Genomic DNA, 23,676 nt, shown 5'->3' on the forward strand with positions numbered 1-23,676 from the left:
ATCGCCTTCTCAGGAAACCTGCTGTGCGGCACGCCGCGCATCGCGCGTCGTCAGGGAACTGCCGTCGGGGCTCCAGCCCGGCGGCCGGATCAGGTATTGGATCGCGGTGTGCACGCTGTCCGCCTTCGCGAGATCGCGCGCGATGTTGCGCCACTCGTAGAACGCGATCCTGAACGGATTGTCGGTGCCGATACTCGACGTCAGCCCGTAGTGCGGCGTGAATCGCTCGGGCGTGTACGACCGGAACAGCCGGTCCCAGATCATCGTGGTGCCAGCGTAGTTGGTATCCAGATAGTCGAAATCGCTGCCGTGATGGACGCGATGCTGCGACGGCGTGTTCAGCAGCGCCTCGAACCAGCGCGGCATCTTGCCGATCGCTTCGGTGTGGATCCAGAACTGGTAGATCAGGCTCACGGACTGCATGAACAGGATCATCTTCGGATGGAACCCGACCCAAGGCATCCACGCCCAGAACAGGAACGCTCCTGTGATCGTGCCCGTCCACGTCTGGCGCAGCGATACCGACAGGTTGTATCGCTCCGACGAATGGTGGACCGAATGCGACGCCCAGAACCAACGCACCTCGTGACTCAGGCGGTGGAACCAGTAGTAGCTGAAATCGTCAGCGAAGAAGCACAGCACCCACGCCCACCAGACGTTCGTCGGAATCGTGAAGATCCGGTGCGCGTACACCCAGCTCAGCACCGCCAGCACGAGTCCGCCGGTCAGCACGCTGGCGACGAACGCGCCAATCGCGAGCGCGAGATTCGCCAGCGTGTCGCGGGTCCGGTACAGCGACCGGCCGAGCACCGCCGCGAGACCGATTTCCACCGCGATCAGCACCGCGAAGGCCGGGAACGCGGCCACCATGATATTGGGCAGATTTTGCATAACCGTTGCGCTCCAGGCCGGCGGGCGACGAGGCCACGCCATGACCGTTCAGGAATTCGACCGCGAGAAGCCGGTCGGCTCATGCGCAAGGTGAGCGCGATTCAGGGTGCAGGCACGGCACCCTGTCGCGATGCTTTCAGAAAGGACGACGCCCGGAAAAGGATCGGCCGCATTGTGACCGATCGGTTTTTCCGCGATGTCAGGCCGTGCCGGCGCCGTGCCGATTCGATCGGACGTGCGGCCCGAACCGTGGGTTGGTCTCCCCGGCTGTCCAGGCTTTCTTCGATACCCCGCGCAACTGTTCTTTTACGATTGCCAGCAGGTGCGAAGGTACTGCACCCGTTTCGTTTGGGAAATACCGCATATGCAGTAGTGCAGTCGTCGCCGCACCGGCTGCCGTCGCGAACGCGTCGCATTCGCGTGTCGGCGCAAACGGGCACGATGCCATCACGCCATCACGCCGACGCATCGATCAAGGTCTGCATTTCCTGCGGGTCGAGCGGCTTGTGCATCACGCTGAAGCCGCTCGACGAAGCGGCATGGATGCCCTCGGGCGACGTATCGCCGGTGATGATGATGGCCGGTATCTCGCGTTCGATGACACGAAACACACCGTGGACGACATCGGCGCCGGTCACGTGCCCCGCCAGCCTGAAGTCCGTCACGATCATGTCCAGTTCCGTGCGACGGGAGGCGGCAAGCTCGATCGCGCGCTCCAGCGATGGCGCGGCGATCACGGCATGCCCCCAGGTCTGGAGCAGCGTCTGCATGCCGGCCAGCACGTCGCGATCGTCGTCGACGACCAGGATGGTTCTGCGCGTCCGCCCGCGCCCGATGTCCGCGCCCTTGCCCGGCCGATTCGCATCGGCGTCGCGCGACCGCACCGGTTCGGCCATGGCCAGCCGCACCGAGAACAGCGAGCCGCGGCCCGCTGTCGAATGCACCTGGACGCTCGCATGGATCAGCGCCGCCGTGCGCTGCACGATGGCCAGCCCGAGGCCCAGCCCCTGCTCCCGATCGCGCGCCGCATTGCCGATCTGGTAAAACTCCCGGAAGATGTTCGGCAGTTGATCGGCCTCGATGCCGATACCGGTGTCGAAGACCTGGATCTCGACGTCGTTGCCGCGCCGCCGGCAGGCCAGCAGGATGCCTCCGCTCCGGGTATAGCGCACGGCATTCGACAACACGTTCGACAGGATCGTGTGCAGCAGCACCGCATCGGTTTCCAGCCAGATCGCGGTCGGCCGGATCCGGAGCGTCAATCCCTTGGCCTGCGCGGCCTGACGAAACTGGTTGTCCAGCGCATCGAGTTCCTGCTGCAGCGGAAAGCGGCGCGGCTCGACGTCGATCACGCCCGCGTCGAGCCGGGAAATGTCCAGCAGCACGTTCAGCAATTGCGACATGCCTTTCAACGCGGTCCGAAGCCGTTCGGCGATGTCGTCGAGCGCGGTTCCGTCGACGCTCGGCGCGCGTGCCATCGCGCGCAGCGTCGCGATGTAGAGGCCGAGCGCATGCGTCGGCTGACGCAGGTCGTGGCTGGCGGCGGCGAGGAATTGCGATTTGCTGCGATTGGCGAGTTCGGCGCGCTCCTTCTCCTGCGTCAGTTGCCGGATCAGGTCGACGTTCTCGAAGCGTAGCGATACGGCATCGCGCACGGTACGCTGCAGCGTCCGGCTGAACGCGAGATTGACCGCGAGCAGGAAGAGCGACAGAAAGCCCAGCACCGAAAACAGCGCACTGCCGTACATGAACGACCGGATCGCGAACGGCAGCACCGTCGGCAATGCGTAAGCCACGTAGGTCGGCCACCACGACGAGAGCGACGCCACCGAGCCGCCGGTCATGCCGGCCAGCACGATGCAGATGAGCGCCGTCACGATCGTGTTGTCCGGCGAAAAGAACAGCACGCCCATGGCGCCCCACAGGCAGCCGGACATGCCCGCGAACAGCATGTATTTCCGGGCGCGGCGCGTGGCCGTCCCGGCAGGATGCTCGCCTGCGCGGCGATCCCGCCAGACCATGACCGTGCGGATGGCGGTCAGCACGCAGATCGCCGCGGCCCACGCGAGCAGCGCGTGCCGCGACACTTCGTTCCACAACAGAAAGGTGGTCAGGCTGACCACGGCGATGTTGCCGAACAGGATCGGCGGAGACTGTCGGTACAGCGTATTGACCAGCTCCAGCTGCACATGGGCACGATATTCTTGCGCTATCCTTGTTGCCATTTCAAAATCGCGTAGCGGATTCGACGTTGGACGGGTCGGGCGTCGATCTTGCCCGCCGCGTGACCCGTCGCAACGGGGTTGCATCGTATTGTCGCAAAGGAATGAGCTTCCGGGTGCCCCGGGAGAAGGCGAAAGAAAAATGAAAAAAATCGTGCTTGCCGAAGACCACGCCATTATTCGCGACGGGCTGAAGTTGTTGCTGAAGACGCGAGCGAACTGGACCGTCGTCGGGGAAACCGGTGACGGCCGAATGGTCGATCAGCTGGTGCGCGACACGCAGGCCGATTTGCTGCTGCTCGACCTCGATCTACCCGGCGTCCCCGGCATCGACCTCGCGAAACGAATCAAGGCGCAATCGCCGCAGACCCGAATCCTGGTGGTCACGGGCAGCCAGAATCCGGCCACGGTCCGGGCGGCCGTGGCGATCGGCGTCGACGGATACATGCTCAAACACGAAGATGGCGACGAACTAATGCGTGCGGTCTCGCTGGTGCTGTCGGGTATCCGCTATGTCAGCGATTCGCTAGCCCATGTCCTCGAGAACACCGGCGGTAGCGCCGTGCCACCGGTGACCGCGCGAGAGAAGGAAATCCTTGTGCTGATTGCCAATGGACACTCGAGCAAGGAGATCGCCATCAAGCTGAATCTCAGCGTGCTGACGGTACGCAAGCATCGACAGAACCTGATGTCGAAACTGTCGTTGCACAACGTCGCCGAAGTGATCGCGTATGCGCTGCGCGACGGCATGACCGTGCTGCCGCTCTCCGACGATGTCGGCGCGGAGGAAGGTGTGATTCGTGCGCTCTCGCCCGCGCCGTGACAACAACGCGCCGGCGGAACAGCGAACCGTTCCGCCGGCCAATCGTTCGCCGGCCGTACCCGGCCAGCCGCCCGTTACCGGTCGTATTCGAGCGATTCGGTGAAGAGCGTGTCGACCGTGTCCGTCCAGTTCAGGTTCATGAACGAGAAGTCGGTGCTCCCCGTCCAGCCGGCCACCGCCGGGAACGCCACGCCTTGATCGCCCGGCACGTCGAGCGTGACCGCGGCGCCCGGCTGCGCCGGCAACGCTCGCGCGGAGCCGTTGACGAACACCGGCGACGGCTGCCCTGCCGCGGTTGCGCGAATCTGCACGTTGCCGCGCTTGACGAACGGCAGCCCCGCTTTCGACGTCCAGCTCAACCGGAACGTCGTGCCGCCCGCAAACGTGCTTGCGGTGCCCGGCGTCAGCGCGTCGCGGGTCGACTGCGCGACGTCGTGCCACGCGTACTGGCGCAACGCATCAGGCAACGGCGACGGCGTGCGCAGCCGGACCGTATAGTGCCTGGCCGGCGCCGCGGTGTTGCCGTTCTGGTAAACGTCGATCGTGTAGGCGCTGAACGGCTTGATGTCGGCGAGCTCGGCGGCGCTCAACTGCGGCTTCGCCCAGGCGGTATTGTTGCGCGGCGCATCGCCCGGCCACGAAAACAGGCCCTGGTTGGCCGGATCCTGCGCGACGCCCGCCAGGCGGAAATTGTTGCGGCACTGCGCATTCTTCGCCAGCGCGGCAAGCTGGGCCGGCGTCTGCCCGCTCGCAATCTGTGCACGGATATTCAGCGTGTCGCAGGTGCCGCTCGACGGCTGCAGGAACACGCCATTGCGCAACCCCGGGCCGTTGACGATCGCGAAGTCCACCGCGGTGCCCGCCGCATCGACGGTTCCTACCTGCAAGTTGAGCGAATCGACGAACGCGTTCGTGCCCGTCGACGGATTGGCCGCATTCAGCCAGTCCCACTTCTGCGCGTTCGCGTTCACCTTGCTCAGCACCGCGCGTTGATTGCCGACCACGCGCCAGCCGGTATCGCCGCTCGCGAGGCTGCCCGCCCGGACGGCGAGCTGCACATGCTGCTGCATGCCGTCGCGAATACCGTCGGTGCGCGTCCATGCAAGCTTCACCCACATCGTATCGCTGGCGACGACGCGGATCACCTCCGGCACGCTGAAGCTTGCGTTGTTCATCGCATCGTCGGCGACGATGCCCGGCGTGCCGCCGCCGGCCGGCGCGCCGAACTCCTGATCGACCGACATGCCGTTGTTGAGATAGGCAGCGGGCACGCCGGTGTTCAACGCGCCCGCCGCGACGTCATCGACGAAGAGCAGCCCGCACGCCGACACCTTGCCACCCGTGCGCGAAGCACCGGTCGAGCCGGCAAAGCACTGGTTGAGGGCGCTCTGCAGTCCAGCCAGATCGCTGGCGCTCGGCAGGTTCGACACCGCCGCGCCGTTGATGGTCGCGACGGCCGGCAGGCTGGCCTTGTCGCTGGCCTGCGGCGCGACGCCCGGCGCGAGCTCGAGTTGCACGGGCGTATCGCTGGACGCCCCTGCCACCGAACTGATCTGGACACCGCCATTCGGCAACACGCTGATCTTCACCTGATCAAGCAGCCGGTCGAGCCCCGGCGCACCCGCGGTCAACGGACCGGAAATCAGGTCGACGCCCGTATTGCCGGTCGCGGCCAGCAGGTCGGCCAGCACGGCGGAATACGCCTGCACCGTGCCCGCAACGGCCTGCGCCGTGACCTTGCTCTGCAGCAACCCCGTGTCGCCCAGCAGCTTCGTCGGGTTGTCGCCGACGATCGTCGCGGCGATCGCGTTCGTGATCGGCGTGATGTTGATCGTCTGCGTGCCGCCGGTGGCGCTGAGCGCGATCAGGGTGGCTTGCGAATCGGCGACGTTGCCATACGCGGACAACGCGAAGGGCGCGGTCAAGCCGGTCACGGTGCAATGAAACGCACCGGTCGCGGCGTCGGCCGGACAGTCGACTGATTTGCCGGTCGCGTCGACCAGCTTCACGGTCGCGGCCTGCATCGCCGCGCCGGCCGCCGCGACACCGCTGACCGTCTGCGCGGCAGGTTCGGGCGGCGACGAGGACGAACTGCCTCCGCCTCCACAAGCCGACAGCACGAGCGCTGCAATACCGGACATGACAGGTTTGAGTTTCATTGCTTTTCCCCGAGAGTCTTCTGGTTGTCAGGTGCGCTACGCACCGCGCATGCACGCTGTTGTCGGGGATTCTCGCAAAGGCGTTTTCTTCGATCATCATTCAGGTGAATGAAAATCGCAAAACAATGCGACCCTGAATGCAATCGACCTGTGTTAGCCTGAAAAAAATTCGGCATTCAAAATAAATATCATCAGACAAAAACGCCATATACGAAGACCACGATTCGGCGGGGGTGTGCATGCTACGGGACCAACTTATCGGGGACCTCTATGAGGCCGCGATGCAGCCTGACGGTTTTCTCGAGACATTCCATCAGGTATCCGAAGCGCTTGGCGCAAACGTTTTTCACATGTTCAGCTGGGATACCGCACGCAACGCGCCGAAGTTCTCGATCTACTCGCCGCGCGCGGAGCTGGACGGCGTCGTCGCACTCTACGACCAGTACTATGGCGCGCTCGACCCGCGCCGCGGCTTTGTCGAGAGTGCCCCGCTCGGCGAATTCGTGTGCTGTCAGGATCACCTGACCGACCGCGACGTCGAGCGCAGCGAGTTCTTCCAGGACTACCAGATTCCGTCGGGCATTCGCTATCTGATGGGGGTGCGCCTCGCGCGTCCGGGCAGCGACGACATTCTGCTCGGGTTACTACGCGCCCACGGCCGACCGCCCTATTCGTCCGACGAACGCGCCACGCTGGCAGGCATGGCGGGACATCTGCAACGCTCGATCAACCTGTGGCAGGACGCGCGCATCCTGCATCGCGACGCCATGCTCGGTGCCGAACTGATGGAGGAACTGGGCTTGTCCGTCTTCGCGCTGGACCGGCATTCGCGCGTCGTATTCGTCAACGGTGCGGCCGAAGCGATGCTGCGCGCGACCGCCTGCCTCAAGCTCGAACACGGGCACCTGAGCGCCGCGGGCGCGCCGCAGAACGATGCGCTGAAGGCCGCGCTGTCCCGCGTCGCGAAGACCCGAAAGAGCGAGAGCCTCGCGCTGTCCGGCACCCTGAGCGACGCGCACGAAATCTTTCTCGGCATCGCGCCACTGTCGGGGCAAGCGCTGCAGGCGACCTTCGGCGACGCGACGATGCTGGTCACGGTCAGGCAACGCAGCACCGCCCCGCTCGTCGTCGCGCAACAGTTGCGACAGGCGTTCGGCTTGTCGAGCGCCGAAGCAGCCGTCGCGGAAGCGCTGCTCTGCGGCAAGACGCCGGACGAATGCGCGGCGAATACCGGCGTAGCGCTCACGACCATTCGCACCCAGTTGCGCGCGATCTACGAGAAGACACATTCGCGGAATCAGGCCGAGGCCGTTGGACGCATGCTCTGGGTGCTCCCGCAGCGCAAGCGCGAAGGCTGACCCGCCGATGTTGCGGGCTAGGGCCTGTTCACGCTAATAACGGGCTTGCGAACGTGCCTTTCCGCCCGCAGTGCAAGGAGAAAGGAGGCGCAATAGCCGTAGCTATTGCAACGACGAACGACGCCGCAATGCGGGCGGAAAGGCACGTTCCCCTGTTTGGAAAAAATCATTCGTGGGGCTGGCCCCCAGAAGGGCCGATCGCCGCGTCATGCTCCTCGCGAATACGTCGAGTATTCGCTTCGTCGCATTCCTTGCGCTCGGCCCTTCTGGGGGCCAGCGCAAGCCCGTTATTAGCGTGAACAGGCCCTAGCCTTCGCCGCACCGCGCTCACCCGACAATGACCTGCTGCCCGGGATCGATCTCGCCCGGATGGCTCGCCAGGTTCCGGTTGAGCTGCAGGATCTCGTTGAACGCGGCGTTGATCCGCTGCCCCTCCGACATCCGCTGCTGTTCGTCAGCCGGCACCTGGGCCGCGGCAAGCAGCGATCCTTCGTGACTTTCGGCGATCGTCCACAACGAATCGCCGGCGACCACGTTCACCGTCAGCGGCGTCGGCGTCGGCGTTGGCGTCGGGCTGGGCGAGCTCGTCTGGGTCGGCGCCGGTTGCGATGGCGCGCTCGACGGCTGCGTGCCTGCCGTCGGCGTCGCGGACGCACTCGGCTGGGCCGGCGCCGTCGTCGTGCCGGGCGACGGCGCGAACGATGCGCCCGGCGCCGGTGTCCCGGGATTCGAACCCGACGGTGTCGGCGGCGAACCCGGCGGCTTGTGCTGATCGTCCGGCGCGGTCGCCGACGTGTACAGGTTGATCCCCTGCATGATCCCGAAGATCGCCACCGGCGCCAGCGCGATGCCGGTCGGCAAGCGCTCCATCCACGGCGTCGCATTCGGGAAATGCGAATGCAGCCGCCCGGCGCCGAGCAGCGCACCGGACATCGCGGTCAGCGAGCCGGTCACCGGATCCTGCGTCAGCGCGGTATGAACGCCGGTTGCGATGCCGACCGCCGATGTCAGATAGTCGCCGGTCGCGCTGGCGATCCGCGCGAGTTGACTGCGGTTCTCGGCATTCACGCCGCGCAGGCTGCCCCTGTAAACGATGCCGGTGTAGGCGGCGCTGAACACGCCGCCGATCGCCTGTCCGCCGGCCAGCCAGTCGCCGTGCGTGAACGCCCTGAACGCATTCATCGTGATCGACCCGCCGTACCCGCCGAGCGCCAGCACGCGGCCGACCCGGCCGATCGAATGCCGCGGGCTGCCGTGGTGCAGCAGCTTCAGCGACGTCCCGCCGACCACGCCCTGCATCTGCGCGAGCATGTCGGCGGCGATCGCCTTCGTATGCGTGACGGTGTCGTCGAACGACAGCATCCCGTCGTCGTTCAGCGCACGAAGCTGCGCGGCCATCGCCTTGCCTTCGTGCGCGATCTGCTCAAGCTGCGTGCCGCGTGCGGCCACGTCGAAGCCGTTCGCCTTCAGTTGCGCCTGCAGCCCGCGCACGAGCCGGTCGACGACGCGGTCGAACACGCGCGGATCGCCGCTCTTCAGGCTCGCGACCGCGCCGTGATGCAGCGCCTGGAACACGCGTCCGACCCGCAGGCCCGCATACAGCGAGTTCGTCGCGGTGCGCACCGACTCCCGGCCGACCGCGACGAGCACGCCCGCGCCCGCGCCGCCGGTCACGGTGGCCGCGGCGATGTCGCCGGCAATCCGCCTGGGCGACGGCGGCGGCGTGTTCTCGCCGATCGGCGCGTCGTGCACCCGCAGCGCATGCAGTTCCGCCTGCGCGCGCTTCGCGTCGGGAATGTCGACCTTCGCGAGCTGGGCGGCTTCCCGGCGGCTCGCACCGATCGGCTTGGTGCCGTCGTTGATCAGCGCCGGGTCGCGCACGACCGCGCGCCAGTGCTCGACCGGGTCGGCGGTGGACGGCCGCTTGCCGGTGGTCACCCGGTCGGGCACGCTGCCGCCGTAGTCGGCCAGCCAGCGTCCGCCGAACGTGCGTGCGCCCTTGTCCGTCGTGGTACGCGGCTGGTTGCCGTCGTCGTCCCACAGCTTCGTCGCATGCTCGATCGTCGCCTTGCGCGCCTGGTTCAGCCAGACGGTCGTGTTGCCTTCGTAGAGCTTCTGGCGCAGCGCGGCCAACTCGGCGGGCGCCATCCCGTCCGCGGCACCGAGCCGCTCGACTTCCGCGAACAGCAGTTGATGCTGGTTCGCGAGCGTCTGCCGGTCGACGCGCTCGAACACGCGCGTCAGCGCATCGGCGCCGTGCAGGCGGTTGATGACCTCGGGCCGGTTGCGGTTCTCGACGATCAGCTTCGCGAGCGCGCCGGTGAGATCCTGGTTGCCGATGAAGTCCGCGCCGTGCGTGCCGTACGACAGCCCCATGTGCACCCATTCGAGCCCCTTGTGCTCGAGCACCGCGCGCAGCAGCTTCTCGTGCCCGCCGCCCGGCACCGATTCCGGCACCGCGTCCCAGCCGTGGAACGTGATCATCACGTTCGGCGCCGTCGTGTCGGGATGCGCGTTCGACCAGCTTTCGAGCGCGCTCATGACCCGTACGTAGTCGTGATACGTGTCGTTGGTGCCCGACTGGAACCGGTAGTCGGTGCCGGACACGAGCGCGCGCGACGGTGCGGTCTCGAGCCGGATCGCGAAACCGGTCCGGGCGGCCTCGTCGAGCCAGCGATGCAGATGGGCGAGATCGTCGAGCGGGAGCGCGGTCCCGTCCGAATCCGGCGCGGGATGGATCATCCCGTTCTCGCCGTCGAACACGGCGCGCTTCTGGTCGCCGAGCGCACGCACCGCGCTCAGGAAGTCCGGATCGTGCGCCTTGCCGAGCACCGCGGCGAGCGAATGCGGATCGATCACGAGCGTGGCGACCGGCATCACGCCGCCGTACCGCTCGACGAGCGCACCCATCAATGCCGGATCGTCGCTCAGCGAGAACGAGCGCGCCATCGGCACCATGCGATCCTGCAACGCCGCGTCCGAGCGCGTGAAGATCTGCCGGATCCGCTTGTCGGCGACGGTCGCCGCGCCCAGGTTGCGCGTCCGCGCGCGCAGCTTGCCCGGCACCGGCAGGAACCGCGACGCCGACGTCGACACGTCGCGCGCGACGTACAGCTTGTTGAGCAGCGTGCGCCACATGCCCACGTCGACCATGACAGCCTGCGGCTCGCCCTTCAGCACGAGGTTCACGTGGCCCGGCCGCTGCGCCTGCTTGTTGTACGCCTCGATCTGCTCGTGCGTCGGTAAGTACTGCTCGGGCTTCGCCGCGCCGTTGCGCAGGCTGAACGCGACGGAGGTCGCCGACGACAGCCCCGGCTGGTACGGTTCGATCGACAACGGCTCGGGCGCGGCACCCTTGCGCCTCAAGCGCCGCAAGTCCACGAGCACCTCGTTGTAGCCGTGCCGCGTGCGGGCCGCGAGCGCGCGGAACGGCGCCGAGTTCAGGCCGCGCGCTTCCGCATCCTTCCATTGATCGTGCAGCGCCTTCGCGCGCGCTTCGAGCGCGGCGACGCGCGTCGGCCGCGCGCTGCTCAGGAAATCGCCCGGCGACAGCTGCGTGAGCAGGAAATGCACGTCCGTCCCGAAACGATCGTTGCCGATCGGCATTTCATCAAGCGGCAGGCCCGGATGATTCTGGTTGCCGGCCTGCGGGAGCTTGTCGAACCAGCGCATCTCGCCGTTGCGCGCGGCGATCACGCCGAGCGGGTCGCCGAGCGCCTCGGCCACGGCGCCGTCGGTCCTGAACACGTAGATCACATGGCGGCCGCCGTCCAGCGCGCCGTTCCGGATCGCGGTCAGCAGGTGCGGCACGCTGTTGCCGCTGAAGTCGACGGCGTTGAGCGCGGACTGCTCCGACGGCAGCAGATGCGGGTCGACCGGCGGCAGCGGCGCCGCGTTCGCATCGTCGCCCTGCTCCGCGCGCGCCAGCGGCCGGCGCACCGGCACGATCGACTGGAACAGGTCGCCGGCCGAGCGGAATGGTTTCTTCTCGACGGCCGGGGCCTCCTTCGCCGGCCGGAACCCGCCGATGCGATCGACGGTCGCGGGCGCCACGTCGCTGACGATGAAGCGAATCCCGCGGCGCGGCGACCGGCCGACCGGAATGCCGCCGCGGCGGCGTCGCCGGAACACCGTGCGCAGATCCTGCTCGGGAATCTCGGTATCGCCGAGCGGCGCCTTCTCGACGTACTTCCACTCGTGGTTCGTGTTGCGCTGCGCGTAGCCGAGCACCTTGCCCGTCTCGTCCTCGACCACGTGAATCCAGCGCTGCTCGCCGGAGACCGCACGCACGGCCTGGCGCGGCCGCTTGAAGACCGGCGCGTCCTGCAGCTTCGACACGTCGGCCGCGAGCGTCTTCTCGATCGCCTGACCCGTGGGCGTCACGGACCACGACGTCTTGCCGTCCGGCGTCTCGATCTTCGACGGGCCGCCGAACGCCACCAGTTCGTCGTGCGCGACCGGCGACACATGGAAATCGAACTTGCCGCGGGCGCGTCGGCCGCTGTTGTCGGCCCGCTCCAGCGCCTTGCTCAGTGCATGCGGCACGCGCTTGCCGTCCAGCATCCGCACCGGGCCGAGCACACCGTTCGCGTCGGTCTCGAGCACCGCGATGAACGCCGGTGCCGCGTGAGCGCCGGTGCCGGCGGGCGGTTCCGCATGCGCGGCGACCAGCACATGCGCGTTGGGGCCAAGCTGGCGAGCGAGCCCGTCCAGCGTCGGCACATGCCGGCCGTCGACCCGCGTGAGCGTGCGCCGTCCGAGGGTGTCGAGCCAGGACGCGGCGCGCGTCTGCTGTTCCGCCTCGACCACGGCGGCACTGCGCGGCGCGGCGGGCGCGCCCGCATGGCCGGAAACGGCGGCGGGCGGCGTCGCACCGGACGGGTCGCCGGCCGTGCTCGCGAGGCGGCCGGCCGGCCCCGCCGGCCCGAGCATCGGCCAGGTCGGGCTGCCGTCGACCGCGCCGACAGCGCGCGTACCGCCGGCATGCACGGCCGCATAGCCCTCCGGCAAGCCTGAACGATCGATGCCGGCGAGCCGGTACGACACGTCGCCGGTCGCCGCATCGCGGGTTCGCACGACATACATGTCGACGCCGGCCGGCTTGAACAGCGTGCCGCCGTCGGGCGTGGCGATGCGCAGCGCGCTCGCCGGATCGTGGCCGAGCGCCGACAGCAGCACGACGTCGGTCGCTGCCGCGGCGTCGACGGCGGCCAGGTTCGCGGTGGCGCTGGCCGCGACGCGATCCGCCGGCGTGAGGTCGCCCTGCGCGAACGCGCTGTCGGCCGGCAACGTCTCGGCCGGCACGTACGCGTGATTGCGCGGCCCGGTATGCGCGGTATCGAGTGCCTGCGCAAGCTCGTCGTGCGAGACCGTCCGCACGCCTTCCGGCAAGGCGAGCCGGGCATCGACACCCGCGCGGCCAGGCGCGTGCGTTGCGGCCGCCGCCGTCGCGTCCGGCACCGTGCCGCTGAACCGGAACCAGCCTTCCTCCGGGTCGAGCGCGCCGAAATCGGTGCCGCTGCCGAGCACGACGCTGCCGTCCCGCGTCACGAATTCGACGCGCAGGTTCGTCAGGCCCGCCGCGTCGAACGCCTGCATCACGTCGTCGATCACGCGGGTCGGTTCGGGGCCGTCCAGGAAATAGCTCGGCCAGTGCTGGCTCACGGTGCCGCCGGCTTGCGTCACGCGCGCGGCGTCGCCGATCACGCCCGGCCGGTCGGCCAGCGCGGTGCGGAACGGATGGTCGAGCGTGACCGATTCGAACGTGCCGTCCGGGATCGCGCCGAAATCGTAGCCGGGATCGGCAAAGGTCGGATCGGCCACACGCGGCACCGTGGGACGCGGCGGCGGATCGGCGATCGGCCGCGACGCGGTGCGGGTGGTCGTCGGTGCCGGTTCCGCGTCCGGCCCTGCGGGGAGCGCCGGGCGGCCGGCGCGCGCCGGGTCGCCGCGGAAACTTTGCATCGGCAGACGATCCTTGTCGACCTGGCCCGTCAGCCGCGTTCCGCGTACGGTGGTCGAACCGTCGGGTTCCACGAGCAGGATATCCGGCGGCGCCCAGACCGAGGTCGGCCGTCCGGTGATCTCCGACAGACGCTGGGCCAGCGCTGCCGCGAACGTCGTGCTCGCGGCCCGCACCTGGCCCGGCGCAACGCGCAACGGGTCATGCTTGTTCGACCCGCCGAAACAGGAATACAGCGTCACGTCCTGCCCCGGTTCGAGATGCGGCGCGACACGCTCGGCCACGTCGTCCGGCGTGAGCGGCCGGCCTTCGGGGCCCAGCATCGCGTCGGCCGACATCCCGTGACCGAACACCACGTGATGACCGGGCGGCGACATCAGCCCGCGCGCGCCGATCGCATGCAGCGGGTCGGTGCCAGGCATCAGCAGCGTGTCGGCCGGACGCAGGAATTCGGGATGCTGCGTCGCGTCGACGCCGGTCACGTCGTCGAAACCGGGCTGCAGCACGGACTGGCCATGAATCGTCGTCGTGACGACGCCTCCGTTGGCGATCTTGCGGTCCGTATAGACCCGGCTGGTCTTCGGATAGATTTTCTGCGTTTTCCCCGACAGGCCGTCGTCGGCTTCCGCCTCGGCGGCCTGCTCGGCGCGCGCGGCCCATTCGTCCGCCGTGAAGATCCGCCCCGGCTCGACCTCGACGAGCGGGGCCGGCTCGTAGACGGGCGGCTCGCCCGCGTCCGGCTCGGGGGCGAGCCGCGGATGCGCGGGCACGCCGGACGTCACGCCCTGCCGGCCGGCCTCGCCCGGCGCACCGCCATCGCCGCGCCGGCCGCTGTCCGCGTCCGGATCGATCTGCGTGTCGATCGGCCGCACCGGCTCGACCGGCGCATCGCCATGCGCGGCCGTGCGCGCCACGGGCTCGCCCCGCTGCGCGAACACCATCGGCGGGTCGCTGGCATCGGGCGCCTCGGGCAGGTGCAGATAGAGCCGCGTCGCGACGTCTGGATCGTGTGCCGGCAGGACGATGTCGTCGTCGATCGGATACAGTTCCAGCGCACCCGTGCCGCGCACCGAGTTGGACGTGATCGACGCGATCACGGGTACCTGCAGTTCGTACGCAAGCTCCTGTGCGAACGAATAGCCGCCTGCGCCGAGATAGCATCCGGTCAGCAGCACGCCGTTGCCTTCCGTATAGGCCGGATCGTCGAGCAGCTTGCGCGCGAATTGCCGCGGCGAAATCGTGCCGCCTTCGGTGATTGCGGCCGCGCTATCCAGGCTCACGTCGCGCGGCTTGGTGCCGTGCGATTCGGCGATGTCGAAGCCGGACACCTTCAGGAACTGCCGCGCGGTCGCGTGGCCGAGCAGGTTCACGACGTTCGAACCCGGCACGGGCCGCAGCTCCAGCGGATTGATCCGGACCGGTTGCGCGCCGCCCGGCGAGAACTTGCCGTTCACGTCGGGCTCGATCTCGAAGCGCGCGAGACGGCGGCCCGGATTGGGGAGCGCACGCCGCCATCCTGCCGCGTCGTCGTCGCCCAGCCGGCCGAATACCGGCGCCTGGATCAGGTCCGCGAATTCCTGCAGCAACTCGGGATTGGTGCCGCTGTGCGGCCCCTCCAGCGCGATCGGCGTGCCCGGCGTATAGCCCTTCCACGCCAGCTCTTCCAGCGCGTGCGTCATCTCGAGCGCGCTGGCCGAACGGCCGCTGCGCGGATTGATGATCGACCCGCGTTTCGTCAACAGGCGCCACACGTACACGCCGATCGGCACGCGCGCGTCGCCCGTCGTCGCGCTGCCGCCCCAGTGATTCGACACCGGGCGCGGCGCGACGCCGCTCCAGTTGACCGGATGCGCTCCCTGGTCGATGACCGCCAGCGCCGGCGAGAACCGGTAGGTGCGCGGTTCGCCGCGGACCGAATGGTCGGGCACGCCGGCCTGGTCGGGCGCGCCGGGCTCGATCAGGATGCCGCTCGTATAACCGGAATCGGGACTGCCGTCGGCGCGATAGCGCGGCGAACGCCATGCGACGAAGCCGCTTGCGCCGTACACGTCGACGCCCAGCACGTTCGCGAGCAATTGCGCGAGCGGACTCACGCGCGTGCCGGCGCCGCACGCGTAGAGGATGACCGGCGATTTGCCGTCCCAGCCGCTCTGGCGCACCATCTCGGCCAGGTCTTCCGCGCTCATCGCCTTGCCGGTCGCGCTCGCGAATGCATCGGCCCACGCATGCGCGTACACGGCGAAGTAACCGGGCGGCACCGGCATCAACGGCCGCTCGCCCGGCGGCAGCCGGTTCTCGGGCTGGTCCGGGTGGTTCGAATAGATCGCGAGGTCGGCCTCGCGGCGCGGATAGGCGGCCCACTGCGTTTCGCTCATGCCGAACGACGCGTTGATCACGTCGACGCGCCGGCCGTCCTCGCCGCGGATCAGCGGCTTCTGCGGATCGAAGCCGCGCGGGTACAGCACGCGCACCGTGCGGTCGTACGCATCGTTCATCGACAGCATGAACGCATCGCCGGCGTCGGTCAGCCCGACATGGCCGACGACCGCTTCGGGCGGCACCGTGCCGTCCGCGGCGAGCGCCCCGTGATCGACCAGCGCGATCCGGTAGCGGCCCGCCGCGACGCCGTCGGCGCCGACCATCAGCGCGTCGTGGTACGTCGAGTAGCGCGTCACGCCGATCGTGCCGCCCTCATCCGGCGCAGCGGCCGCGCGCGCCGGCGCATCGTCGAGCGCATTCGCGCGCCGCCCGTCCGCCTTCGCCGCGTTCATGTCGTCGAGCAAATCGCCCTTTTTGGTCGCGGGCAGCCCGTCTTCCTCGGGGTTGCGCACGTTGCCTTCGGCATCCTCCAGCGCATACACGTAGTATTCGACGTCCTCGAGCCGATTGCCGCTCTCGATGATCCGCCCGACCACCTCGCTCAGCATCGCCCGATCGGCCGCGATATGCGCGGGAATCGCCCACGACGCGGGGTGCGCGCCATTTGCCGGCCCACCGGCCTTGGCAGGCGACGCCGCATCCTCGCCTGCCGATGCGGCGGCGACGGCCGGCGTCCCTTCGCCGTCGATCGGTTCACCGTCGGGCGCGAGCCGCAATGTCACCGCGTCGTCGTCCGGCGTGCCCTGCGTGCGGCGCCCGCGCAGCCACGCGGAGACGCGCGCTCGCAGCCCCTCGTCGGCCGGCGCGACCGCGCCGCCGTCGTCGGCCGGTTCGCCGAAACTGTTCGCCTGCTCCTCCGCGTGCCGCCACGGGTTGCCGATCTCGCCGACCGCGAGACGCTGGTTCGCCAGCCCGTTGCCGAACATCGTGTCGACGACGTCGATCGCGACCGGCCTCGGCATCGCCGGCGGCGCGGGCGTCCTGGTGATCGCGCGGATCGGCCGCTCCATCAGCGTGCGCGAGCCGAGCCCAATCTGCGCGATGCCGATGCCGAGGTTCAGCAACTGCTGCGCGCGGTCGGAATCGGTCATCGCATCCCAGTTACGGATCAGCGACACGCCCTGGTCGGCCATCTGATAGCCGCCGATCACGCCGCCGCTGACATTGAGCACGCCGGCCGTGCGGCCCGTCGTCTGCGCGAGCGACTGGAACGCGTCGGCTTCCTGCGTGAAGCGGCCGAGACCGGCCACGTCGGCCGCGGCGCCGTCGCCGCGCGATGCCACCGTGAGCAGGTCCGAGACCTGCCCCGTCGTCCGCAGCAGCGACGATGCCTCGGCGAGCGACTTCGCCGCCACGCCGAGCCCGCCGCCGGCGATGCCCGCGCCGCTGCCGATCAGGCTGATCCAGTCGCCGCGCGCCTGGGCGTTACCGAAACCGATCGACTGGCCGTGATCGCTGAGGTTCTTCAGATCGCCGATCGCGGCCGGCACGCCGACGGCCATGCCCGCGCCGACCGCCGTCCACGCGGCGCCGAGCAGCACGCCGCCGACCGGCGCCCCGATGCCGCTCGCGACCAGCACGACGCCGCCGGCCGCGGCGAGAATGCCGGTGCCGATCTCGAGGTAGTGTTCGACGTGCTGGTACCACTCCGTCTTGTGCGCGTCGATCGGCTCGTATTGCGAGAAATCGCCGGACGCCCCACCGCTCGTCAGGCTCTTCGGCACGTACAGCTTGCCGTCGTCGGACAGCGCGTTGTTGTGCTGGTAGTTGTCGAGGCTGTCGTACTGCCAGCCACGATCGTCGATCAGTTTGTACTGGTCCGGATGGCCCTCGACCTGCACCTTGAACAGCGCACTCGGCGCGGTACCCGTTCCCTTCGACACGTAGTAGATCGGCACCAGCGACACCACGGCATGATCGCCGCCGACCTTGCGGATCTGGTCGACGACGGCCTGGATCATCTGCGACGCCGCCGAGTTCTGCGCGTACAGCGATCGGCTGTTGACGGCCGTGCCGTTCTGCAACTGGCCGTTGCTCACGATCAGCTGCTCGAGCAGCGCCATCGACGGCACGTCGTTCCGGTCGGTCGGCACGGCGCCGGGATCATCCGGCTGGATCCCGAGCCCCGCGCCGACGAAATTCCTGAGCTGATCGGAGCCGGTCGTGAACGTGTAGGACTTGTCGCCGAGGTTCTTCTGGAAGTCGTTGAAATACGCGCTCAGCTGCTTGCCGGGATCGGCCTGGAACAGCTTGTAGCTGACGCTGGCGGCGTCCTTGTTCTGCTTGTCCTGCGCATTCTTCGTGCCCTGGTCGTAACGCAGCTGGAAGTCGTTCGCGAAGCCCGAGCGGAACCGGTCGTCGTTCTGCATCTTCGACAGCAGCGCCTTCGACAACGCCGGATCGACGCCCGACGACAGCGCCTGGCGCACGCCGTCGAACCCATAGCCGGCGTCGCTGCCGCGCAGCGTGTAGATGAGCGTCTTCGCGTTGCCCTTGTCGTCGAGCAGCCAGTTCGCGACGTCGTCCTCGCGTTGCACGGGCACGCCGCTCGCGGTCGGCTGCTGGTCGGCGAGCCCGACCGCCGTGCTGAGGCCCTTGTAGAACTCGATGCCGTCGCCGTAGGGCTGCGGCGTGCCCGTGTTCGACTGCGTCCACTTGTTGCTGAAATCCTTCTCGACGGTGTCGAGCACGACGCCGGCGAATTCGGGCGGTGCATTGGCGAGGATGTCCTGCATCCACTTGCCGGCCTTGTCGGCATTCATCCGGCCGTCGTAACGCGCCTGCATGCTGGCCTGATCCGTCGCCTGCGAATCGGGCTTCCGCATCAGCGGATCGATCTGCGCATGGATGAACTTCGCGTCGAAATGCGGCTGGCCGGCCTGCGTCCACAGCGCCTGGCGCTCGTCCAGCGAGAACGACGCGTTCATGTTGGTTTTCAGCACCTGGAGCGCCGCCCCCGGATTGCTGCCCGGATCCTGCATCAGCTGCGCGACCTGCTGCTTCGTGTACTGCAGCCGCACGTCGGGCGCCGCCGCGAGCAGCGTCTGGATCTTCTGATAACCGGGATTGTTCTTGTCCGCCTGTGCCTTCGCCATCGCATACGCGAACACGCCGCCGGCCTGGTCGATCTGCGCGTTCAGCGCCTTCGCGTCCGCGTCGCTCAGGCCGTTCGTGCTCACCGGGATGCCCGTCATCTTGACGAACGCTTCCGCGAGCGGATTCTGCTGCGCGAGCGCCTTCTCCTGCGTCGACAGCTTCGGGTCGTTCGGATCGACGCTCACACCGGTGTCCTGCAGCAGCGCGAACGTGACCGGATCGGACTGCGCGAGCTGCTTCATCTGCGGCGACAGCGACGGATCGTCGGGATTGATCGTCGCGATCGTGCGCTTGAGCTGGCTTTCCTCGCCCAGCGCGTCGACGAGGCCGGTGTACCACATGCCGTCGTGATTCTGCTTCACCGACGCGACGACCTGCTTCTGCTCGTCGGCCGTCACGTAGGTCAGCGCGGTGTCGTCGCCGCCCGTCACGACCTTGTCGTACTGGCTCTGCGCCTGCGACAGCTCCCGCGTGATGTCGGCCTCGTCGGCACGGCGCAGTCCGCCCGGCTCCTTCTGCCACGCCGCGTAATCGGCCTTCGCGTCGTTCAGGCGCAGCGTCGCGGCCGACGTGCTGTATTCGTGGCGCAACGCGGTGGTGAGCGCCGTGTACGCGTTGTTGGCATTCGTGTCCGCCGTGCCGGCCGCCTGGCGCAGTTGCGCGCCGACTTCGGGATCGGCCCGCCGGATGCCGCCCGGCAACGCGTTGTACTGTTGCACGTCGGCGTTCGCGGCCTGGTCCTTCTGCATCGCCATCGCGAACTGGAACGCCTTTACGTTGGTCGCCCGCTCGGGCGCCGATTCGGCCGACACCGCCTTTTGCGCATCGTCGAGGACCGAGCCGAGCACCGGATCGTTCGGCGACGCATTGCGCAGGTCCGAGGCCACGCCCGCGATCGCCTTGTTCGTGTCGCCGCCGCCGTCGGCCGCGACGCGCATCTGGTTCTCGACGGCCGCCTGCACCGCGCCCCATGCGGCTTCGGCCTTCTTCACCTGGTTGTCGAGATCGGCCTGCGACGCGCCCTGGTCGTGCAGGCGCTTGAGCGTCGCCATCTCGGCCTGGGCAAGCTTGAGCAGGCGCTGCGTCTCGGCCTGCGCGGCCGCGAGGGCCTGCTGTTCCGGCGTCTGCGCCGGCGGGGCGCTGCCGGCCCCGTTCCCGGGCGCCGGATCGTTGTCATCCTGCGGCTGCGGCACGTTTACCGGTCCGCCCCCGCCCACAGCCATCAACACCATGTCCGTTCTCCCGCGGCATGCGTGGCGTGCCGGCACAGCGGCAGTCGGGCCACGCGCAATGGTCCATTGTGCCGAACGCTCGCGCGTGAAAAAGTCGCGCATTACGTAGTCGTCGACCGGGTTGCGGCGGCGCGGGGAGACGCATGCTACGAACGTGCCGCCGGCCGCGATTGCCTTCAGCGGCAAAATTTGCCGGTTGCGCCGGTGCGCGTCATAAATACAGGCCGTGTTCAATCGGCAACCCGCGATCCGCGCGATGCACGACCACCCCGACGAGCTCCGTCGCATGCTGTCGAGCGTGCCGACGCTCCCGCTGAATCGGCCCGGCCCTGTGGCATCGCTCCTGCGTGCCCTCGTCGACACCGGCGCGGCGCCCGCACACGTGCCACGCGACAATCCGCGCGTGAGCGGCCAGCCGCTCGACTTCCACGACGTCTGCCAGCAAACACGCGCATCCGTGCAGGTGTTCCGTACGTTCGCCGTACCCGGGCTGCGGCGCGAGGCCGCGATTCCACGCGATTTCGCAGAGGACCTTTCCTGTGCAGCGCCTTAATCGACGGTCGCACGATCTCCAATAATGGCCGCTCGATCCGTCGGCCCGCGCGCCGACGCGCCCCACCGGCGATCGAGCCGGAGACCAACGATAAAAAATCCTATGCATTCCTACCAACCGGGCCAGCGCGCCGGCGCGCGCGCTGCCGCGCCGCATGCCGTCCGTCGCGGCCGCCGCACCGTCGCACTCAAGCCGGCCGTGATGGCCGCCTGCGTGGCCGGCTTCGTTCCGTGCGTCGCGCACGCGCAGAGCAACGTGACGCTGTACGGCCTGATCGACACGTCGGTTACCTACTCGACCAGCCAGCGTACGCACGGCGCCGGTTCGCCGGGCAGCGGCAGCGTCGCGCTGACGAGCGGCGCATTGAACGCATCGCGCTGGGGGCTGCGCGGCCGCGAGGATCTCGGCGGCGGGATGGCGGCGGTCTTCACGCTCGAAAACGGCTTCTCGGGCACGACCGGCAAGCTGTCGCAGAAAGGCGTCGACATGTTCGGCCGTCAGGCGTGGGTCGGCGTGAGTTCGCGCACGGCCGGCACGCTCACGTTCGGCCGCCAGTACGACCTGATCCTCGATTTCGTGACGCCGCTCGGCGCGTCGGGCCCCGGCTGGGGCGGCAACCTCGCGGTCCACCCGTACGACAACGACGACTCGAACCGCAACCTGCGCATCAATCATGCGGTGAAGTACACGAGCCCGACGTATCGCGGGCTGACGTTCGGCGCGCTGTACGGGTTCTCGAACACGGCCGGCGCGTTCTCGAACAACGCCGTGTGGAGCGCGGGACTCGGGTATGCGAACGGACCGCTGAAGCTCGGCGCCGGTTACCTGAAGATCAGCCGCGACCGCCACGCGCCGAACCCGGACGGCGCACTGAGCACGGTCGACGGCTCGGCGACGATCACCGGCGGCAACCAGCAGATCTGGGCCGTGGCCGGCCGCTATGCGTTCGGCCCGCACTCGGTCGGCGCCGCGTGGTCGCACTCGGCCACCGACGGCGTGAGCGGCGTGCTGCAGGGCAGCGGCATCACGCCGTTGAAGGGCGAATCGCTCGTCTTCGACAACTTCACGGTCGACGGCCGCTACTTCGTCACGCCGGCGTTCAGCCTGTCCGCCGCATATACGTATACGATGGGCCGTTTCGACACGCGCACGGGCCAGACGCGCCCGAAGTGGAACCACGTGGTCACGCAGGCCGGCTATGCGTTCTCGAAACGCACGGACGCCTATCTCGAAGCCGTCTATCAAAGCGTGAGCGGCGGCAACGGCAATCCCGCGTTCAACGCGACCGTCTGGACAATGACGCCTTCAGCCAGCAGCAACCAGGTGGTGGTCGCGCTCGGATTGCGGCACAAGTTCTGACGACACGGCGGCGCGCGACGCGCCCGCGGGAAAATCGCGCGTCACGCATCGCTGCGCATCCCGCGGCGTTTGCGCAAGCAAGAAGGCGTCCTGCGTCGTTTTCGCGCGAAATAATCGGAGAAACTGGTCACGCAGTGACATTTTTCCTAATCTGGTTGCAGTGGCGCCGTGATTCGGCGGTCCGGCCGAGACAATCTTTCATGGGGCACATCGCCGGCTTACGAAAGCGCATCGAATTGCGCACGGGAGCCTGCACCACTTTCGTGCCGTCTCCGCCGGTTCGTGACGTGCCGGTTCGCACCCGCGACGTATTCCACGCAGTCAACCGCAGGAGACGCACAATGAGCAAAACAAACCGATTTGCGGTCATGGCGGTCTTCGCCCTGCTGGCGGGTTGCCACCACGCGGCGAAAACACCCGAGAATGCCGGGATGGCACCGGCGCCCTCGAGCGAGGCGGTCGCCACGGTGGCGGCCGACGATCTCGACAATCCGAACAGCCCGCTTGCGAAGCGCAGCGTCTATTTCGATTTCGACCAGTACTCGGTGAAGCCCGAATACCAGTCACTGCTGCAGGCGCACGCCGACTACCTGCGCAGCCACCCGTCGCGCCGCGTGCTGATCCAGGGCAACACCGACGAGCGCGGCACGTCCGAATACAACCTCGCGCTCGGCCAACGCCGGTCGCAAGCCGTGATGAGCGGGCTCGAAACGCTGGGCGTTCAGGCCTCGCAACTCGAAGCGGTGAGCCTCGGCAAGGAAAAGCCGGTCGCGCTCGGTCACGACGAGGATTCGTGGGCGCAGAACCGCCGCGCCGATCTCGTCTATCGTTGACCGGATGCCGCCGCGACGGCGGCATTCCGGCCACGCATCACCCGCACCCGCCATACAGCGAATCGCCGGGGCACCACTCGCCCCGGCTGTGCGTTGCCGTACGACCCGGCGCGTCCGGTTCATGCGCACCCTCATCCCGGACGTCACGCACCGGTCGCCGGCGCCCCGCTTCAATTCGAACGCGCGCGTTCGAGCCGTCGATGCAGCCAGCGCGACATCACGGCCGACGTCACGATCGAATCGAGTATCGCGATCACGTTGATCCCGCCGATTTCGTCGTCGTTCAGCAGATGGGATTGCAGCAGCACATAACCGACCATCAGACCGGTGCCGACGATCATGCCCAGCAGCACGAACCAGCGCCGCCCGATGCGCGTGCCGATCGCGCCCATGATGCCGCCCGCGAGCGTCGCCGGCAGGACATAGCCGAACACGAACGACGCGCCAAGGATCATCAGCACCATGCTTGCGCAGAGTTTCAGCGTGTCCCACTGCGGGCCGTTGATCACGGACCATGCAACCAGCATCACGGCCGGCCACACGAGCGCCGCGACCAGCGGCGCGCCCAAGGTAAACGACACGCAGCCGAGCACGACGGGATTGGACAGGCGCGACGATTGGCGCGGTGGGCGCTCGAGCGTGGTGTGCATGGTTCTTGTCGTCGGAATCGGAATGGCGGCGAGCCGGAGTGTACCAAGCCGCAGTGTCGGGCAGCCGATCCGGCACCCACATGCGACGCACGCCGACCCGGGCCGATACGCAAAAACATGGAATAAGCCGCCCACCTCGAACGTTTCGTCATCGCGCGC

At 68.2% G+C, this 23,676-nt stretch carries 10 protein-coding genes; 5 read left to right on the forward strand and 5 right to left on the reverse strand.

From position 1 onward, the window contains the following. Positions 1 to 9 precede the first annotated feature (9 nt). Both DIE21_RS03375 and DIE21_RS03380 read right to left on the reverse strand, forming a co-directional pair. Positions 10 to 891 carry a sterol desaturase family protein gene (locus DIE21_RS03375; protein ID WP_124496025.1) on the reverse strand — a complete coding sequence of 294 codons (882 nt, stop codon included), beginning with the start codon at positions 889 to 891 and terminating at the stop codon, positions 10 to 12. Between the two features lie 455 nt (positions 892 to 1,346). Beyond that, positions 1,347 to 3,290 carry a hybrid sensor histidine kinase/response regulator gene (locus DIE21_RS03380; protein WP_260432274.1) on the reverse strand — a complete coding sequence of 648 codons (1,944 nt, stop codon included), beginning with the start codon at positions 3,288 to 3,290 and terminating at the stop codon, positions 1,347 to 1,349. On the opposite strand from DIE21_RS03380, the gene DIE21_RS03385 reads away from it, so the two are divergent. Continuing rightward, positions 3,256 to 3,936 (forward strand): response regulator transcription factor, encoded by a 681-nt coding sequence (locus DIE21_RS03385; protein ID WP_124496027.1) that lies wholly within the window; start codon positions 3,256 to 3,258, stop codon positions 3,934 to 3,936. The genes DIE21_RS03380 and DIE21_RS03385 overlap by 35 nt on opposite strands. A gap of 74 nt (positions 3,937 to 4,010) precedes the next feature. On the opposite strand, the gene DIE21_RS03390 is transcribed toward DIE21_RS03385, so the two are convergent. Next, the gene (locus DIE21_RS03390) at positions 4,011 to 6,095 is read right to left on the reverse strand and encodes a hypothetical protein (RefSeq protein WP_124496029.1); all 2,085 of its coding nucleotides are present in this window, start codon (positions 6,093 to 6,095) and stop codon (positions 4,011 to 4,013) included. A 239-nt stretch (positions 6,096 to 6,334) separates the two neighbouring features. Here DIE21_RS03390 and DIE21_RS03395 point away from each other — a divergent pair, with 239 nt between their 5' ends. Continuing rightward, positions 6,335 to 7,453: a helix-turn-helix transcriptional regulator gene (locus DIE21_RS03395; RefSeq protein ID WP_124496031.1), complete on the forward strand. Its 1,119-nt coding sequence runs from the start codon at positions 6,335 to 6,337 to the stop codon at positions 7,451 to 7,453. Positions 7,454 to 7,780: 327 nt separating this feature from the next. On the opposite strand, the gene DIE21_RS03400 is transcribed toward DIE21_RS03395, so the two are convergent. Then, entirely contained in the window at positions 7,781 to 20,122 is a 12,342-nt protein-coding gene (locus DIE21_RS03400) for an LWXIA domain-containing protein (RefSeq protein WP_124496033.1), read from the reverse strand. A gap of 286 nt (positions 20,123 to 20,408) precedes the next feature. Here DIE21_RS03400 and DIE21_RS37080 point away from each other — a divergent pair, with 286 nt between their 5' ends. The 3 genes from DIE21_RS37080 (at position 20,409) to pal (ending at position 22,867) form a co-directional block, all read left to right on the forward strand. After that, positions 20,409 to 20,675 carry a hypothetical protein gene (locus DIE21_RS37080; protein WP_185640650.1) on the forward strand — a complete coding sequence of 89 codons (267 nt, stop codon included), beginning with the start codon at positions 20,409 to 20,411 and terminating at the stop codon, positions 20,673 to 20,675. Positions 20,676 to 20,777: 102 nt separating this feature from the next. Further along, positions 20,778 to 22,034, forward strand: a complete 1,257-nt coding sequence (locus tag DIE21_RS03410) for a porin (RefSeq protein ID WP_124496035.1) — start codon at positions 20,778 to 20,780, stop codon at positions 22,032 to 22,034. A gap of 341 nt (positions 22,035 to 22,375) precedes the next feature. Beyond that, positions 22,376 to 22,867, forward strand: coding sequence for a peptidoglycan-associated lipoprotein Pal (gene pal, locus DIE21_RS03415; protein WP_124496441.1), 492 nt, complete (start codon positions 22,376 to 22,378; stop codon positions 22,865 to 22,867). A 170-nt stretch (positions 22,868 to 23,037) separates the two neighbouring features. On the opposite strand, the gene DIE21_RS03420 is transcribed toward pal, so the two are convergent. Then, the gene (locus DIE21_RS03420) at positions 23,038 to 23,517 is read right to left on the reverse strand and encodes a hypothetical protein (protein WP_124496037.1); all 480 of its coding nucleotides are present in this window, start codon (positions 23,515 to 23,517) and stop codon (positions 23,038 to 23,040) included. Positions 23,518 to 23,676: the final 159 nt, after the last annotated feature.

Source organism: Burkholderia sp. Bp9140 (assembly GCF_003853425.1).
Taxonomy (GTDB): domain Bacteria; phylum Pseudomonadota; class Gammaproteobacteria; order Burkholderiales; family Burkholderiaceae; genus Burkholderia.

Coding starts and splice junctions, on each gene's coding strand:
- DIE21_RS03375 (WP_124496025.1), bottom strand. CDS start 891: ATGCAAAATCTGCCCAATATCATGGTGGCCGCGTTCCCGGCCTTCGCG.
- DIE21_RS03385 (WP_124496027.1), top strand. CDS start 3,256: ATGAAAAAAATCGTGCTTGCCGAAGACCACGCCATTATTCGCGACGGG.
- DIE21_RS03380 (WP_260432274.1), bottom strand. CDS start 3,290: ATGGCGTGGTCTTCGGCAAGCACGATTTTTTTCATTTTTCTTTCGCCT.
- DIE21_RS03390 (WP_124496029.1), bottom strand. CDS start 6,095: ATGAAACTCAAACCTGTCATGTCCGGTATTGCAGCGCTCGTGCTGTCG.
- DIE21_RS03395 (WP_124496031.1), top strand. CDS start 6,335: ATGCTACGGGACCAACTTATCGGGGACCTCTATGAGGCCGCGATGCAG.
- DIE21_RS03400 (WP_124496033.1), bottom strand. CDS start 20,122: ATGGTGTTGATGGCTGTGGGCGGGGGCGGACCGGTAAACGTGCCGCAG.
- DIE21_RS37080 (WP_185640650.1), top strand. CDS start 20,409: ATGCTGTCGAGCGTGCCGACGCTCCCGCTGAATCGGCCCGGCCCTGTG.
- DIE21_RS03410 (WP_124496035.1), top strand. CDS start 20,778: ATGCATTCCTACCAACCGGGCCAGCGCGCCGGCGCGCGCGCTGCCGCG.
- pal (WP_124496441.1), top strand. CDS start 22,376: ATGAGCAAAACAAACCGATTTGCGGTCATGGCGGTCTTCGCCCTGCTG.
- DIE21_RS03420 (WP_124496037.1), bottom strand. CDS start 23,517: ATGCACACCACGCTCGAGCGCCCACCGCGCCAATCGTCGCGCCTGTCC.